We start from the raw sequence: 16,973 nt of genomic DNA on the forward strand, positions 1-16,973 counted from the left end.
ATGAGCGCGACAGCATTACCCCGCTGTGCCCGGCTTGGGCTGGATATCCCGCTGCAGCCATTGCTCAGTGCTTTGGCCGCGGTGGATGAGCCGGCCTGGCAGCGGCATTTCAACAGTGGCTTCTATACAGGTGACTGGAGTGGCGTCGCGCTGATCACCCCCGAGGACGCGCCGTTGCCGCTGGCGCCGGGGCAGGGCGCGCCGCTGGCCAGTGACCTGCTCAGGCGCAGCGCGGTGTGGCAGGCCGCGCTGGGTGCCTTCCGTACGACGATCCGCAGCGCGCGCCTGCTGCGCTTGGGCGCTGGCTCGCGAATCCACGAGCATTGCGATCCGGACCTGGGGCTGCCCGACAGCGACCTGCGCCTGCACCTGCCGTTGCTCAGCGCGGATGGCGTGGAGTTCCTGGTCGACGGACTGCAAGTGCCGATGCGCCCCGGCGAGTGCTGGTTTATCGATCTCGCGCGACCGCACCGGGTAGACAACCCCGGTCCCGGCGAACGCATTCACCTGGTGCTGGATTGCCAACGCAATGACTGGCTGCTGGCGCTCATCGAGAAGGGGCTGGCGGACACGCCGAGCCTCGCCCCCGGGCGGACGGTGCTGGCATTCGCGCGCTTCCGCGAGCAGGTGGCGCGGGAGCCGGAACTCGCCCAGGCGCTGCACTCGTTGAGCGACAGCGCGGCTTTTGTCGAGTTGGCCGTTGCACTGGGGGCGGCCCGTGACCTGCACTTTTCCGAAGCCGACGTGCGCGCGGCAATGCACCTTGGCCGGCGCGCCTGGAGTGACCAATGGCGAGCCTGAGCCCGGCGCTGGATTTCCGTGGCTGGCGCCCCATCCGTGCCTGGTGTGACAAGCAGGACTGGCGCCTGGACTGGTGCTGGTTCGGCGAGCAGCGCCTGACCCGGCCATTCTTCCATGACGACGTGGCGCAGGCCCTGCGCCTGCCCTTCAACCTGGCCTTCCGCCGCGAGACGGGGCTGGCGGAGCTGCTCGACTGGCAGCGCACAAGCCCGGGGCTCGCGCCAAGCCTGCTGGTCTTCCACGCCTCGCGCTGTGGCTCGACGCTGCTGGCGCAGATGCTCGCGGGGCTCGATAGCCACCTGGTGCTCTCCGAGCCCGGCCCGCTGGACAGCCTGCTGCGCAGCCACTACCGCCACGACTGGGAGGAGGGCCGGCAGGAGCAGGCCGTCGCCGCGATGCTCTCGGCGCTGGCGCAGAACGCCGGGCCGCCGGCGGAGCATCTGGTGGTCAAGCTGGATGCGTGGAACCTGTTCGAGCTGCCGCTGTTGCGCCGTTGTTTCCCCGACACGCCCTGGCTGTACCTTTACCGCGACCCGCTGGAGATTGCCGCGTCGCACCTGCGAATGCCGGGCATGCAGATGATCCCCGGGCAGTTGCAACCATCGCCGCTGAACCTGGACGACGAGCCGCTGGCCCCGCGCGAGGAGTACATCGCCCGGCGCCTGGGGCGCCTGCTGGCGCTGGCGGTGGAGGCGTGCCGGGAACATGGGGGCCTGGCTGTGGCCTACAAGGAGCTGCCGCAGGTGCTGGGTGGGCGCTTGCGCGAGCACTTGCGGCTGACGCCTGAGCAAGTCGAGCAAGCCATGGCGGTCAGCCGGCTGAATGCCAAGCGTCCGGGCGAGCCTTTCGTGGCGGACTCCCAGGACAAGCGCGAGTCTGCCTCGGCGCTGCTGCGCGATGCAGTGGGGCGCTGGGCCGACGCTCCCTACCAGGCGCTGGAGGCACTGCGCAAGGATCAGGCGGGGTGAGCGGGCTCGCGGCGCATCTGCCACTGCGCTTCATCCGGGGCGCTCGGCAGGCTCTCGAAGCCCAGGCGCTGGTACAGGCGCACCGCGGGGTTGTGGCGCATCACCGCAAGCTCCAGCGGCTTACCCTGGAGGTCGGCATGGGCGATCACTTCGAGCAGCAGCTGCTCGCCCACTCCGCGTCCGCGCTGGTGGGGTTCGAGACCGATTTCAACGATGCGCAGGCTGTCCTGGCGCTCGTCCAGGGTCAGCACGCCGATCGGCTGGCCGTCGAGCAGAATCAGTTCGGTACGCGCACCGGGAAAGTCGCCGGCGAAGATCCGTTGCTGCAGTTGCCACTGCTGCTCGAGCAGGGCGGGGCAGGCTTCGACCATTGCCGCGTCCAGGCCGCGCAGCTGCGCGAAAAGGCGCTTCAGCCAGGGTTGGTCGGCGCTGCCGGCGGTGCGGCGAAACAGGGTGGGGTGGGGCTTTATCTCGCTCATGGGCTGCTGTAGTTTTCCAGGCTTCGGTATTCAACGCGGCGCAGGCCGGAGCCTGCCATCCAACGATCAGGGAGTGACCATATGCTCATCGACCTCGAGGGCCTGACCGCCCAGTCCTTCAGCTCCGAACTCGGCCAGCTGTTCACCGCGCACACCGTTCCCAATCCGGTGCAGCTGACCTTGCACAACGTGATCGAAGGCCGCGCCGCGGTTGGCGGTTTTCGCACGCCGTTCACGCTGGTCTTCACCTCGCCATTGAGCGTACTGCTGCTCGAGGCTCACTACCGTCTGAGCAGCCCGAGCGGTCGCGATTACGAAATGTACCTGGCCCCCCTGGCGGCCACCAGCGACGGCCAGCGCCACTACCAGGCCCTGTTCAACTAGGGCCTGGTAGTGCGCCGTGCGGGTCAGTTGCGGCTGGGGTAGATCCCGTACACGCAGATGCACTGGGTCAGCGCCAGGAAGGGTTGCACCACGCTGAACGGCAGGTTGTCCCCGGTACGTGCCAATTGCACGCCCAGTTGCGCCTGCGCCGGCATCTGCAGCGTACCCGGAGCGGGGCCGTAGATATTCACCGTGACACTATCGCGCCCGCTGCTGGCCACTGCCTGCCCCAGCGTATCGCTGGCCGTCGCCTGGCTGCTGCTGGCGGCGGCGCTGGACTGCTTCAGCACGATGGTGGCTTCGGCGGTGGCGCTGTGGGTGTGGATCGGCAGGTTGGTGGATAGCAGGGTGACCTGCTCGGTCCCGGCCATGGCCCCCAGGGGGTAGTTGGCGTTGTTCTGGCCGATGCCGACACGCCCGCCGAGGTTGGGCAGGCAGAAGGTGCTGGTACCGTTGCCGCCATAGACCGTACCCAGCAGTGCGTAGAGCGCCTGGTTCTGCGTGATGGCTATTGTCTGGCCATTGCAGGTCATCCAGTTGCGCGGGGCGAAGTTGCCGGCGAACGGTGCGACGGTACCCATGTAGCTTTCGTAATCCATACGGTGCTCCTCGATCCGTCAGTTGCGAGTGGGGAAAATCCCTGACATGCAGATGATGTAGTTGATCGCCAGGAACGGCTGCATGATGGATACCGGCGTGGAGCCGCCGGCTGGCTGGACGGTGACCGTCGCTGAGCTGGACAGCGCCAGGTTCACCGAGCCTGGTGCCGGCCCGTAGATCTTCACGTCGATCGAGTCGCGGCCACTGGCGCCATTGGCTGCCGCCAGTATCAGGTTGTCGGCGGGAAACGCCGAGTTGGCGGCTGCGCTATTGGCCGGCAGCGAGGCGCTGATGGTGGCGGCTGCAGTATGCGTGTGGGTCGGCAACTGCGTGCCGGTCAGGGTGACACTCTCCGCGCCGGCGGCGGCGCCCAGCGGAAACGCCGAGGTGCCCGGTGACTGGCCTGCGCCGATGGGGGTGCGGCCCTGCAGGTTGGGCAGGCAGAAGGTGTTCTGGCCGTCACCGCCGTACACGACGCCCAACAGCGAGAACAAGGCGGAGTACTGCTGGATTCTGATGGTCTGCCCCTGGCAGAACAACCAGTTGCGGGGTGCGAAGCTCGGTGCCCAACCGCTGATCGAGCCGAGATAAGACTGTTCACTCATGATCATTTCCCTAATTTGAGTTGTTATTGCTTCATCACGGAAGACGCGACCCGGCCACCAATCCCCTGGCGGCTGGGCCGCCTGGAAACATAGACGAAATCCGCCAGAGCGCAGGGCGATCGGTTGCCTGCCCATCCTTTGATCGAAATACCCGATGCTCCGGCATTCTGGCCATTGACGGCACATGGCCTTCAGGCATTATGGCGAGATCATTCCAATAACAATTTGCCAGCTTGCAGTCGCTGTACCGGAGCGGTACGGCAGTGTGGGTGTGCTCTCAGGGAGGAGGCCATATGTTCAGGCATTGGTTTGGATCGTCGGCCGTTCGCAAACATCAGTCCGGCGCCATGCGCTCCCCACTGGCGATGAGTCTCGAAGCCAGGATGATGTTCGACGGCGCGGTCGCCGCGACCGTGGCGGATACCGCCGCCAGCCAGGGCGCGGATCATCCCGCCGGCAAGGACAGCACCCCCACCGATCAGCCTTCCCACGACAGCCTCGCTGCTGCTCCCACCGCCTCCAGCGACCAACGCCATGAAGTGGTGTTCGTCGACAGCAAGGTCGCCAACTACCAGCAACTGGTCGCCAGCCTGAAGCCGGGCACCGAGGTAGTGGTGCTGGATGGCAACAAGGACGGCCTGCAGCAGATCGCCCAGTACCTCAATGGCCGCAGCGGCATCGACGCCATCCATATCCTCAGTCACGGCGAAGAGGGCGAGGTGCACCTGGGCAATACCGTGCTCAGCGCCAACAACCTGGCCAGCAAGGCCGGCGAGCTTTCCGCCATTGGCGACAGCCTGGACGCCAACGGCGACATCCTCATCTATGGCTGTGATGTGGCCAAGGGCTCCGGCGAGGTGCTGTTGCAGCAACTCTCGGCGTATACCCGCGCCGACGTCGCGGCCTCCACCGACCGCACCGGCGCCGCGGCGCTGGGCGGCAACTGGACGCTGGAGGCGCACACCGGCAACATCGAGACGAGCCGACCCTGGGCTGCCGATGGTGGCCCCGACTATGCCGACCTGCTCGCGCTGCCATCCTCCACGCAGTTCCTGAGCGACACCTATTGGACCAACAACACCGGCGCCAACACGGTGGATGGGTTCACCCTCAGCGAGTCCACCGGGGCTACCCGGGAAAGCTCGTCAACCTCGATCTATTTCAGGTCGAGTGGCGCGCTTGACGGGGATGGCAACTATTACTACGAACTGACCTGGACTGCGGATAACGTCGACCTCGCCAAGTTCGACCTGGACGGCATCGGGGTCCAGACCTTCGCTGGCAACTACCGGCTGGACGTCTCGGCAGTCTCCGGCGGCAACATGGTGAGCCAGTCCTTCTCCTTCAATGGCGCTCAGGGGCCGTTGCTCCTCGATATCGACAACACGCGGTTCAACGACATCAGCGCGTTCACCGTGCGGGTCACCAACCTTTCCGGCAGCCCGCAGGTCGCCAACATGGACCTGCAACAGATCCTGCTGGCCGACCTCAAGGGGCCTAACGCCGATCCGGTGCTGGGCGGGCTCAATGGCCAGACCGCGAGTTACACCGAGAAGAGCGGCGCCACGCTGATCGACGCCACGGGCGTGGCCACGGTGACCGACAGCGACTCGGCGAACTTCGATGGCGGCCAGTTGCGCGTGGCCATCTCCTCGGGCGGGCAATCGCTGGAGGATGTGCTGGGCATTCGCAACCAGGGCAGCGGGGCAGGCGAGATCGGCGTGTCCGGCGGCAGCGTCACCTACGGTGGCGTGGTCATCGGTACCTTCACCGGTGGCAATGGTGGCAACAACCTGGTGGTTACCTTCAACGCCTCGGCCACTGCCGCTGCCGCCCAGGCACTGGTGCGCAACCTGACCTATGTGAACAACAACGGTTTCGATCCGAATACAACGACGCGCAACATCAGTGTGACTGTCACCGATGGCGACGGCGGCAGTAGCGCGAGCGCCACCGTCGCGCTCAGCGTGGTGGCGGTGAATGACGCGCCCGTATTGGCGCCGGCCAACAGCATGGTGAATTTCACCGAAAACGGCAGCAACGCGCTCCTCAGCCCAGGCCTGACGCTGGTGGACGATGGCAGCAGCTTCCAGAGGGCCACGGTCGTCATCACCGATGTGCGCAGCGGCGATATGCTGAACTTTGTCGCCCAGAACGGCTTCTCCGCGACCTACAACGGCTCGACCGGCACCCTGATCATCACGGGTACCGGCAACGCGGTGGCGCTGCAGGCCGCTCTGCGCTCGATCGGCTTCTCGTCCTCCTCGCACGATCCGACCTTCGGCGGTACAGACAACTCCCGGCTGATCACCTTCACTGTCACCGACAGCGCCGGCGCGGACTCCAACCTGGTCACCGCGCTGGTATCGATCAGTGCGGTGAACGATGCACCGACGCTTTCCGGCGGACCCTACACATGGGCGGCTACCTCGGAAGACGTGAGCTCCCAGACGACCACCGTGGGCACCCTGCTGGCCGGCCTGAACTACAGCGATGTCGACGGCCCCGGCAGTGGCATCGCCCTGATGGCGAGCAGCGGCAACGGCACATGGCAATACTCTACCGACGGGGTGAGCTGGACCGACATCGGCGCGGTGTCCAACTCCGCGGCGTTGCTGCTGTCCGCCAGCACCCAATTGCGTTACATGCCTGATGGGCGTAACGGTGAAAACGCCGCGCTATCGTTCCGCGCCTGGGACCGCAGCTCCGGCAACGCTTCCAGCAACGGCATTCGCAGCACCATCGATGCCTCCACCAATGGTGGCTCCACGGCGTTATCGAGCGGGACTGCGCAGGCGCTCATCTCGGTCAGCGACGTCAACGACGCGCCGGTGCTGCACCCGAGCGCGCCAACCCTGAACCCGCTCACCGACAGCGACATCAACAATGTCGGCCAGGCGGTTTCCAGCCTCATCAGCGGCCACGTCAGCGACGTGGACAACTTCGCGCAGCAGGGCATCGCCATCACCGATCTGAATTCGGGCGTCGGCGGTACCTGGCAGTACAGCGTGGACAGCGGCGCCAGCTGGCAGGATGTCGGTAGCGTTTCCAGCGCTTCGGCGTTGCTGCTGCGCAGCATCGATCGCGTGCGCTATGTGCCCGACGGGGTCAACGGCAGCAATGCCGGCTTCACGTTCAAGGCCTGGGACCAGAGCGGTGCCACCGCCGGGCAGCAGGGCAGCAAGGTCAACGCATCCAGCAGCGGTGGCAGCACGCCGTTCTCCGTCGATAGCGACACCGCCAGCGTCACCGTGATTGCCGTCAACGATGCGCCTCTGGTGACCAGCAGCGGCGGCAGCGCCGCGTTCGTCGAAGGCGCTGACGTCGCTTCGACTCCGGTGGTGATCGACAGCGGCCTCACGGTGACCGACGCCGACTCGCCTTTGCTGCAGGGCGCCAGGGTGCAGATCGCCGGCAATTTCCAGATGGGTGAGGATGCGCTCGGTTTCACCAGCAATCCGGCTACCATGGGCGACATTGTCGGCGTCTATGACAGCACCACCGGCACCATGATCCTGAGTTCCGCCGCCGGCGCCACCGCCGCGCAATGGCAGGCGGCGTTGCGCTCGGTGACCTACAGCAACAGCTCGGACACCCCGAACACCTCCACCCGCAGCATCAGCTTCAGCGTGAGCGACGGCTCGCTCGACAGTGCCTCAGCCACGCGCACGGTGACCGTGACGGCTGCCAACGACTCTCCGCAGCTCAGCCTCCCCACGGTGATCAACCTCATTGAAGATAGCTCCGGCAGTATTACCGGCATCAGCGTTTCCGACGTCGATGCGGGCACCGGCAACGTCCAGGTCACCTTCACTCTGCCTGCCGGCTACGGCACCCTGAACGCGGCGGTCAGCGGCACCGTCGCCGTCGGCACGGCGATGTACAGCGTGATCCTTACCGGGCGGGTCGCGGACATCAACGCCTACCTTGCCGGCAACAACCTGACCTACATGCCGTCGCCGAACTACTTCGGCGACGTCAGCCTCGACGTCCGCGTGAGTGACCTGGGCAACAGCGGGGGCCCGGCGCAGACCAGCAGCGGCAGCCTGACGCTGCACGTCGAAGGGGTGAACGATGTCCCGAACCTCCCCGTGGTGCCGTCGTCCCCGGTGAACGCCAACGAGGACGTGCCCCTGGTGCTGACCGGTATCAGTTTCAGCGATATCGACGCTGGCTCCGGACAGGTCGAGGCAAGTTTCAGCGTACTGCCCGACAAAGGCACCTTCAGCGCGTTGGCGGCAGGCGGCGTGACGCTGACGGGGTCGGGCAGCAACCACCTTGTGCTCAGCGGCACCCTGGCCGATATCAACGCTTTCATCGCCAGCGGCGCGGTGAGCTACCTTTCGGCGGCCAATGCATCGGGCACTGTTACCGTGACGGTCAGGCTCGATGACCTTGGCAATACCGGTATGGGCGGCAACCTGTATGCGTCGAGCACCTTCAACCTGGCCATCAGCCCGGTGAACGACGCCCCGGTGAACAGCGTACCGGGAAGCCAGTCGGTGCTTGGTGGCCAGACGCTGTTCTTCGGTGTCGGCAGCGGCAACCCGATTTCCATTTCGGACGTGGATGTGGGCACTGGAACCATGCGGGTGACACTCACCGCCGTCAACGGGACGATCACCCTGGGCAGTGTCAGCGGCCTGGCGTTCAGCGTCGGCAGTGGTTCCGCTGACAGCACCGTCACCTTCGATGGAAGTCTCGCCGATATCAACCATGCTCTGGCCGGCATGAGCTTCAGCCCTACGGCCGGCTACAACGGTCCGGCCTCGCTGCAGATCGTCAGCAACGACCTGGGGCAGTCCGGAAGCGGCGGCAGCCAGACCGACAGTGACTTCATCCTGATCACGGTGGAGCAGCCCAACCCGCGTATCGTCAGTGTCAGCGCCGGCAATCCGGATGGCACCTACAAGGTGGGCGACCTGATTGTGGTACAGGTCCAGTTCGACCGCTCGGTGTTCGTCAACACCAGTGGCGGCGTCCCCAGCCTGTTGCTGGAAACCGGCCTGGTCGATCGCGAGGCGGTCTATATCAGCGGCTCGGGCAGCAACATCCTGACGTTCCAGTACATCGTGCAGGCCGGCGACCGCAGCGCCGATCTCGACGCCCAGAGCACCACGGCATTGCGACTCAATGGCGCGGTCCTGGCCAACGCCAACAACGACCTGGCGATCCTGACGTTGCCCACCATCGGCGGTGCGGACTCCCTCGGTGGTCGCAGCGATATCGTGATCGATGGCGTGGCGCCCACGGTCACCAGCGTCGGCGTACCGGCCAACGGTACCTACGTGGCGGGGCAGAACCTCGACTTCACGGTGAACTTCAACGAGAACGTCATCGTCGACAGCAGTGGCGGTACACCGCGCATCGCCGTGACCCTGGACAGCGGCGGCACCGTCTTTGCGCAGTACGTCAGTGGCAGCGGCGGCAGCGCACTGGTGTTCCGCCTGGTGGTGGCCACTGGGCAACTGGATACCAACGGCATCAGCCTTGGCTCATCCATCCAGGCCAACGGCGGTGTGTTGCGCGACGCTGCCGGCAACAACATCATCACCGGGCTGAACGGCGTGGCGAGCACCTCCGGCGTGCTGGTCGATGCCGTGGTGCCCACGGTCAGCAGCGTCAGTGTACCGGTCGGCGTTCCCTACAATGCCGGCGATACCCTGACCTTCGTGGTCAACACCAGCGAGGCCGTCGTGGTCAACGGTGCCCCGCGGCTGGCCCTGGATATCGGCGGCCATACGGTATTCGCCGATCTGGTCGCAGGCTCCGGCACTTCGACCCTGGTGTTCCAGTACACCGTCCAGGCGGGAGACAACGACGCCGACGGCATCAGCGTGGGCGCACTGTCGGCCAACGGCGCCACCCTGCGCGATGTCGCCGGCAACGACATGAACCTGACGCTCAATAATGTGGGCGGCACCAATGGCGTTATCGTCGATACCGTTGCACCCACCCCGAGCGCCATCGTCACCCTCGATCCGTCGCCGACCAATGCCGGCAGCGTGCGTTACACCGTGACCTTCAGCGAGAACGTCAGTGGCGTCGACCTGGGTGATTTCACCCTGGTCGGCAGCGGTACTGCCGCCGGCAGCCTGAGCGGTCTGCAGCAGATCGACGCGCGCACTTACCAGATCACCGTCAGCGGCATCTCGGGGACCGGCACCCTGGGCCTGAACCTCAATGGCAGCGCCACCGGCATTGTCGATGCGGCGGGCAACCCGTTGAGCGGCGGCCTGGCTGGCGCGGTATACAGCGTCGACCGCGATGCGCCGACCATCACCGCGGTCAGCGTGCCGCCGGGCGCGCTGCACAAGGCCGGCGACACCCTCGAGTTCGTGGTTCAGACCAGCGAAGCGGTGCTGGTGGACGGCTCGCCGAAGCTGGCCATCGACATGGGCGGGCGCACGGTATTCGCCGACTACGTCAGCGGTTCCGGCAGCAACAGCCTGGTGTTCCGTTACACCGTCCAGGCTGGCGACAACGACGCGGATGGCATCCAGGTCAGCGGGCTTTCCGCGAATGGCGGCGCCCTGCGTGATGCCACCGGCAATGCGCTGAATCCATCCTTGAACGGCGTCGGCGACAGCCACGGCGTGCTGGTGGACACCCGCGCGCCCACGGCGACCGGAATCGTGCGCCTGGACCCGTCACCCACCGGCGCGAGCACGGTGAATTTCCTGGTGACCTTCGACGAAGACGTCAGCGGCGTCGATGCCGGCGACTTCTCCCTGGTCACCAGCAACTCGGCCAGCGGCAGTATCGTCTCGGTCGTGCAACTGGACGCACGCATCTACCGCGTGACCGTCGGCAGCGTGAGCGGGCAGGGCAGCCTGGGCCTGACGGTCAACGCCGGCGGCATCAATGATGCCGCCGGCAATGCCCTGGGTAATTCCCTGCGCGGCGACAGTTACGTGATCGGCTCGCTGTCCGACGGCGATCCGCAGTTCCGCATCACCACGCCGAGCGTACCGACAACGCCGTCGACGACGCCGTTGCAGCCCAACGTGCCAGTGCTGGTCACGCCGCAGGGCACTTCGCCGGTGCTGCCGTCCTCGCTGTTCCAGAGCGAAGGTCCCGGTGGCCTGCCGCCGCTGGGCAATATCTTCGTGCAGGACGGTGGGCTGTCGCAGAGCTTCATCGCCCAGGCCTTTGGCAGTTCATCGTTCGGCGATGGCAGCGGCAGCGGCTTCCTCGGCTTCGGCGGCGGCGATGCCGGGGTATTCGGCAGCAGCACGCTGGCGGGCATCTTCGATCGCAACGGTAGCGACGAGAACTCGCCGCTCAAGGCTTTCGACCGCCGCAGCGGTGATATCGACCAGGGCATCCGCGGCATCTTCGGCGCGCCGAGCCTGACGCAGCAATTGCAACAGATCCATGACTCCGAACAACAACCGGTGCGTGAGCTGGCCTGGGCGCTGGGGCAGGTTGCCCAGGGCCGCGACGCATCCTGATCAGCACATCAAAAAGCATAACAAGCACAAGAACGAAGCCGTAACCAGGGGGACGGCCAGGGATGAAAAAACACACGACTTTGCTAGGGATCAGCTTGTTGGCACTTGCCGTGTCCGGCTGCGCCGTTACCACGCAACCTATCGATCGCAGTGTCAGCGAGCAGCGTGCACGTGACGACCTGCAGGCGATGTTCAAGGACCAGGAGCCGCTCAGCGGCCCGCTGACCCTGCACGAGGCCATGGCCCGCGCGGTCAAGTACAACCTCGAGTCGCGCCTGAAGGTAATGGAGGAGGCGCTGTCGCGCCGGCAACTCGACCTCGCTACCTTCGACATGCTGCCGCGTATGGCGCTCGAAGCGGGCTACGCCGGGCGCAACAACCAGAGCGCCTCCAGCAGCCAGAGCGTGCTGACCAACACCCAGTCGCTGGAACCTTCCACCTCGCAGGACCGTGACCGCGATGTCGCCGATCTGACCATGGTGTGGAACGTGCTGGACTTCGGCGTCAGCTACGTCAGCGCCAAGCAGCAGGCCGACCAGCGCCTGATCGTCCAGGAACGTCGGCGCAAGGTGGTGCAGACGATCATCCAGGACGTGCGCTCGGCCTATTGGCGCGCCGTCGCCGCACAACGCCTGCTGGATCGCATCGACGCGCTGATGGCGCGGGTCGACAGTGCGCGCAAGGACAGCCAGCAGATGAGCCAGCAGCGCATCGGCGACCCGGTCCAGGCGCTGGGCTACCAGCGCGCCCTGATCGAGGCCAGCCGCCAGCTGGAAGAACAGCGCCGGGCGCTGTCCCTGGCCAAGACCGAACTGGCCACGCTGATCAACCTGCCGCTGGGCACCGACCTGACCCTGGCAGCGCCGGAAGGTTACGACGTGCCGGAGTTGAAAGTGGGCCTCGAGCAACTGGAACAACAGGCCCTGGCCAGCCGTCCCGAATTGCGCGAGCAGGACTACCAGGCCCGCATCAGCGCCGCGGAAACCCGCAAGGCCATGCTGCGCCTGCTGCCGGGCCTGGAGTTCTCTGCTGGCGGGCACTACGACTCGAACAGCTTCCTGGTCAACAACCGCTGGGCCGACTACGGCGTGAAGGTTACCTGGAACCTGTTCAACGTCCTGTCCGCCCCGGCAGCCATCGATGTCGCCAAGGCCGGCGAAGACGTCAACGTGGCGCGTCGCCAGGCCATGTCGATGGCCGTTCTGGCGCAGCTCTACGTGGCCAACGCCAACTACAACGAGGCGCGCCGCCAGTTCGTCACCACCCAGGAACTGGCCAGCCTGGACAACCAGATCGTCGGTCAGCTGCGCAACCGGCACCAGGCGCAGGGCATCGGTGAGCTGGACCTGATCCAGGGTGAACTCAACGCCTTGCAGGCCGACCTGCGCCGCGACCTGGCCTACGCCGAACTGCGCAACAGCTACGGCCAGGTATTCGCCTCGGCCGGCGTCGACCCGCTGCCCAGCAATGCCCCGGACACCCGGTTGTCGACCCTGGCCAACGGCCTGGCCGAGAAGGAGCGCCAGCTCGACAGCGGCAACGTGCAGTAAGCCTCCGTCGGTGCGCACCGGAGCGCCAGCTCCATGCGCGCCGGTGATCTTCCACGCACAGAGGTGATGCAGCGATGGGATGCCCGCAGGTATGCAGTGGTGCGGTTCTGCAATGCAGTTTCGGGGTGGCGCCGTCGCCGCTGAACGTGTTGCCGATCAACCGCACGCTGACCAGCGGCATGCCCGCGGCCAACCTGCAGGATCACATTCCCTTGGTGAACATCCTGCCGTTCGGCCTCTGCAGCAGCCCGGCGAACCCCATGGTGGCGGCCGCCACGGCGGCCGCACTGGGAGTGCTCACGCCGATGCCGTGCATTCCGGCAACGGCGTCGCCCTGGATTCCCGGCGGGCCGCCGACCGTGCTGCTGGGCGGGGTGCCGGCGCTGGACGCGAATGGCACGCTGATGTGCAACTGGGCGGGGGTGATCAAGATCAGCATGCCGGGCCAGGTGCAGATGCTGATTCCCTGACCTGACGCGTCACCACTTTTCGAAAATCAGAGCGATGCAGAAGAGTGCCTTCTGCGTCAGCACCTCTTTTATGAGATTGAGCAACGCTGCGTCGGAGTCGATTGCATCCAGGTTGTACTTTGCGTTGGCATTCCTGCCATGGCTGAAGTACGCGTTGAGATAAAGCTCGATGATTTTCATCATGTGGTTGACGACCTTGCGCGCTTCGCTCAGATCATTGGTACCGGTCACCGCATCGGTGCACAGGTATTCGGCAGCGCTTCTCAGACCTGAGGCGTTTTTCACGCACTCGTAGTAGTGGGGAATGACCTGGCCTTTCCATTGGTAGTGCTTTTTCTCGATGTTGAGGTTGGCGTAACTGGCGTAATCGATCACCCCATACTTGAGCAGCTCATTGACCAGGATGCCGATGGGCAGCATGACGAACGAGCGGATGACCTCCGCCCCAAGCGTGATGCCGAGTACCTTGCCCATCAGCTCCATGAACTCTGCGTTCCATTTCGACTGCTCGTCGCCATAGAACTTCCCTTTCAGCAGTCGGCGCACTTCCCGCGCCATCTCCATCTGGCCACCTTGGCCGTTGTCCCAGAAGTAATCGATGTTGAAGCGGATCGTTTCGATGATTTCCTCGTAGGAGCCGTGCGCCAGGGACTTGGCTCTGGAAACCAGCTTGATGTCGATGTTGTTCAGCCCGTGCTGGGTGCGCATGATGCTGTACGACACATTCCAGCGGGGCACGATGAGGGTGATGTTTGAGTTGGCGAACACGCCTTTTGCGAGGAGGGATTGCAGGGCGAAGAAGTCGCCGGCCGAGTTGATCTGAATGGCACGCTCGGCCGGGATGATGATGTTCGAGCCGGGGATCGTCGACTCATCGGAGATGAGTTTCGAATAGCCGGGAACGTCCGCCGCCAGTTTCAGGAAATCTATCCGCTGGATCGTCGCGGACTGCAGCCATTTCAGGATTTCCCGGCAGTTGACCCGATAAGTCCCATGGCTGTTCTGCAGGATAAGAATTTCCCCTTCGAGCGTGAAAAACATCGGGGTGCTCCTTAGCGGCCGACGTGGTGGATTGCGGAGGAAAGGCCGGCGCTTGCGGTGGTTCAGGCATCACTGCTGCTGAGCCACCAACGCAGGCGGGATATGGGTTTCCCGTCAGGCTCCAGTGGACGGCCGTCCTTGGCATAGGCGGCGGGCGCGTCAAGTGCGGCGCCCTTGGCGTAGTGAGCCTCATGCGCCAACTGGCCGTTGCCGTGGAAACGCCGATACGGTCCTTCCTGCACGCCATCACGGTAGAAGCACTGCTCGGCCAGCGTACCATCGGGGAAGTAGGTACAGGCTTCGCCATGCATCAGTCCGTCGCGGTACATCACCTTGCGCTGCAGGGCGCCATCGGCAGCGTAGAAGCGCGCCTCGCCGTGCAGGCGCCCGCGCACATGAGGCATGAGCGCACTGACCTTGCCGTTGGGATGGAACAGACTGCTGCTGCCGTGCAATTCGCCGCCCTGGTAGGCAAGACTGGCCTGCGCGCGATCACGCTCGGCGATGCGCAGCGGGCCCTCCAGCTCGCCATCCTGCAGGCGTCCTCGCAGGGTGCTGTCGCCACGCTTGAGGTCGAGGGTTCCGCTGTTGGCCATGTTGTTGTCCTCAGTTGACCTTCACCAGGCCGCCCTTGAGGGTCAGCATGCCGCCGCCGTCCACCGTCTGCTCGGCGCTGGCCTTGTTGGTGAGGCTGACGCCGGCGTCATTGGTCAGTGTGGTGCCGGCCTTGTTGGTGAGCGCGGTGCCCGCCTGGTTGGTCAGCGATGTACCGGCCTTGCTGGTCACCGAGGTTCCGGCCTGGGCGGCGAGGTCGGCGTCGGTCTTCAGCGTCAGGCTGCCGCCGCTCTGCAGGGTCAGGGTGCCGCTGACCTTGATGGTCAGGTTGCCGTCCACGCTCAGCTCGAAGTTGCCGCTGACCTTGTGGCTGTAGTTGCCGCCAGTGCTGTGGGTCTGGTCGGCGCCCACCGTTACGGTGCGACTGTCCTTCACATCCAGCGTGTCGCTGCCAGTCTGGATGGCGACGCTGCGCTTGCCCTTTTCCAGGGTGATGGTCTCGTCGCCGTCCTTCACGGTGCGCGTGCGGGCGTTCTGCACCGTCAGCGTCTCGTCGTGGCCGATGGTGGCAGTACTGTCGTTGAGCACGTTGACCTTCATATCCTTCTGCGCCTGCAGGAAGACTTCCTCGGCGTCCTTCTTGTCTTCGAAGCGCAGCTCGTTGAAACCGCCGCCGCCCTTCGAGGAGTTGGTCTTGATGCCGGACTGCGTCTGGTTGTCCGGCAGCGCATAGGGCAGGGCATTGTCGCCGTTGTAGACGCAGCCGGTGACCAGCGGGCGATCCGGGTCGCCGTCGATGAAGGTGACAATCACCTCCTGGCCGATGCGCGGGATGAACTGCATGCCGAAACCCTTGCCGCTCCACGGCAGTACCACTCGCACCCAGCAGGACGAGGTCTCGTCGTTCTTGCCCTGCTGGTCCCAGGGGAACTGGATCTTGATGCGGCCGTACTGGTCGGTCCAGATTTCCTCGCCGGCCTTGCCGACCACCTTGGCGGTCTGGGTGTGCATGCGTGGCTTGGACGTGGTGCGGGGAGGGCGGTAGGCAGTGGCCTTGGGGATGGCTTCGAAACGGTTGCGGTAGTGCTCATGGTCCGCCTCGTGGGTCACCGAGGTCAGTACCCAGTCGATGTTCAGTGCGGCATCGTCATGCCCGGTCAGGCTGAACCAGTGCCCCGGCACCAGCCAGCGGCAGTCGCTCTCGCCAATCAGGCGCTGCTCCTGGCTGCGCAGGCCGTCCACGCGCTGCTTGGTCAGCGCATCGCCACGGGCCTTGGCGGTGTAGCCGCCGGGGTGTTCGTATTGCGCACGCGGCCCGGCGTCGGCCTGGGCCTGGGAATACAGCGAGGTGCTGGGCGTGGTGAATTCGTAGTCGGTGGCGCTGTAGGTCCCGGCCACCGCCTGCAGACAGTACTGCGCCGAGCGGATGCCGTGCAGTTCGCGCACGCCAAGCTCCTGGCCCAGGTACGGCACCTTCGGCCCGTTGGGGATGGGCGGGAAGGCGTCGTTGCTGTCCGCCAACACCAGGGTGTGCGTGCCCTCTTCATGGGTGAAGAACCAGAAGATGCCTTCCTCTTCCAGCAGCCGCGAGACGAAGGCGAAATCGCTCTCGCCGTACTGCACGCAATACTCGCGCGGCTCGTAGCTGCCGCTCAGCGACAGCTTGAAGTCGGTGAAGCCGTGGGCCTTGAAGATCGTGGTAACGATGTCGCCGGTGGCGAGGTTCTGGAACACCCGGTTGTTGCTGGCCAGGATCAGCCACCACAGCCAGGGACGCAGAATGAGCTGGTAGCGCTCGGCGCTGGCGTCGGCGGGGAGCTGGTGGATTTCGGCAACCAGGGCGTCGAAGGGACGTTGCTGGCTGTCATTGTGAAGGGTGGTGGTGACGTGGCTGGCAACGGCGTTAGCCAGGGTGAGCGGACTGCTGGTAAAGCCCAGAACTTGCAGATTGGCGAGATCGTTCAGCGCCTCCCGACCAGCAATGGTCTGCGGATAGAGTTCCGTGAGCGCCGACGCCGTCAAGGAAAGGCTGGACGTGGTATCGGTGGGCCGGGTCATGGATTGTC

The 16,973-nt window shown here is 65.3% G+C and carries 12 protein-coding genes; 6 read left to right on the forward strand and 6 right to left on the reverse strand.

Translation table 11 applies throughout. The features are described from left to right. Both L6D89_RS13730 and L6D89_RS13735 read left to right on the forward strand, forming a co-directional pair. Positions 1 to 801 carry an aspartyl/asparaginyl beta-hydroxylase domain-containing protein gene (locus L6D89_RS13730; RefSeq protein ID WP_236173549.1) on the forward strand — a complete coding sequence of 267 codons (801 nt, stop codon included), beginning with the start codon at positions 1 to 3 and terminating at the stop codon, positions 799 to 801. Continuing rightward, entirely contained in the window at positions 789 to 1,769 is a 981-nt protein-coding gene (locus tag L6D89_RS13735) for a sulfotransferase (RefSeq protein WP_236200096.1), read from the forward strand. Before L6D89_RS13730 ends, L6D89_RS13735 begins: the two co-directional genes overlap by 13 nt. On the opposite strand, the gene L6D89_RS13740 is transcribed toward L6D89_RS13735, so the two are convergent. Beyond that, on the reverse strand, positions 1,757 to 2,248 hold the full coding sequence (locus L6D89_RS13740) for a GNAT family N-acetyltransferase (RefSeq protein ID WP_236200097.1): 492 nt from the start codon (positions 2,246 to 2,248) through the stop codon (positions 1,757 to 1,759). The genes L6D89_RS13735 and L6D89_RS13740 overlap by 13 nt on opposite strands. Positions 2,249 to 2,329: 81 nt before the next feature. Here L6D89_RS13740 and L6D89_RS13745 point away from each other — a divergent pair, with 81 nt between their 5' ends. Next, a complete protein-coding gene (locus L6D89_RS13745) occupies positions 2,330 to 2,632 on the forward strand; it encodes a DUF6916 family protein (protein ID WP_236173546.1) in 303 nt (100 codons plus the stop codon). A 23-nt stretch (positions 2,633 to 2,655) separates the two neighbouring features. Here L6D89_RS13745 and L6D89_RS13750 read toward each other — a convergent pair whose 3' ends face one another. Further along, a complete protein-coding gene (locus tag L6D89_RS13750) occupies positions 2,656 to 3,231 on the reverse strand; it encodes a phage tail protein (protein WP_236200098.1) in 576 nt (191 codons plus the stop codon). 18 nt (positions 3,232 to 3,249) lie between these two features. After that, positions 3,250 to 3,837, reverse strand: coding sequence for a phage tail protein (locus tag L6D89_RS13755; protein ID WP_236200099.1), 588 nt, complete (start codon positions 3,835 to 3,837; stop codon positions 3,250 to 3,252). A 347-nt stretch (positions 3,838 to 4,184) separates the two neighbouring features. Here L6D89_RS13755 and L6D89_RS13760 point away from each other — a divergent pair, with 347 nt between their 5' ends. The 3 genes from L6D89_RS13760 (at position 4,185) to L6D89_RS13770 (ending at position 13,311) form a co-directional block, all read left to right on the forward strand. After that, a complete protein-coding gene (locus tag L6D89_RS13760) occupies positions 4,185 to 11,291 on the forward strand; it encodes a DUF4347 domain-containing protein (RefSeq protein ID WP_236200100.1) in 7,107 nt (2,368 codons plus the stop codon). A gap of 62 nt (positions 11,292 to 11,353) precedes the next feature. Continuing rightward, a complete protein-coding gene (locus L6D89_RS13765) occupies positions 11,354 to 12,841 on the forward strand; it encodes a TolC family protein (protein ID WP_236200101.1) in 1,488 nt (495 codons plus the stop codon). A 74-nt stretch (positions 12,842 to 12,915) separates the two neighbouring features. Continuing rightward, entirely contained in the window at positions 12,916 to 13,311 is a 396-nt protein-coding gene (locus tag L6D89_RS13770; RefSeq protein ID WP_236200102.1) for a DUF4280 domain-containing protein, read from the forward strand. 9 nt (positions 13,312 to 13,320) lie between these two features. On the opposite strand, the gene L6D89_RS13775 is transcribed toward L6D89_RS13770, so the two are convergent. The 3 genes from L6D89_RS13775 to L6D89_RS13785 all read right to left on the reverse strand — a co-directional run bounded on the left by L6D89_RS13775 (position 13,321) and on the right by L6D89_RS13785 (position 16,965). After that, positions 13,321 to 14,352, reverse strand: coding sequence for a hypothetical protein (locus L6D89_RS13775; protein ID WP_236200103.1), 1,032 nt, complete (start codon positions 14,350 to 14,352; stop codon positions 13,321 to 13,323). 62 nt (positions 14,353 to 14,414) lie between these two features. Beyond that, on the reverse strand, positions 14,415 to 14,948 hold the full coding sequence (locus L6D89_RS13780; RefSeq protein ID WP_236200104.1) for a toxin-antitoxin system YwqK family antitoxin: 534 nt from the start codon (positions 14,946 to 14,948) through the stop codon (positions 14,415 to 14,417). Positions 14,949 to 14,958: 10 nt separating this feature from the next. Further along, complete coding sequence (locus L6D89_RS13785; RefSeq protein WP_236200105.1) at positions 14,959 to 16,965, reverse strand: type VI secretion system Vgr family protein; 2,007 nt, start codon at positions 16,963 to 16,965, stop codon at positions 14,959 to 14,961. Between the last annotated feature and the right edge of the window lie 8 nt (positions 16,966 to 16,973).

The sequence above is a fragment of the Pseudomonas pseudonitroreducens genome (genome assembly GCF_021603645.1).
In the GTDB taxonomy this organism is placed as follows: Bacteria; Pseudomonadota; Gammaproteobacteria; order Pseudomonadales; family Pseudomonadaceae; genus Pseudomonas; species Pseudomonas pseudonitroreducens.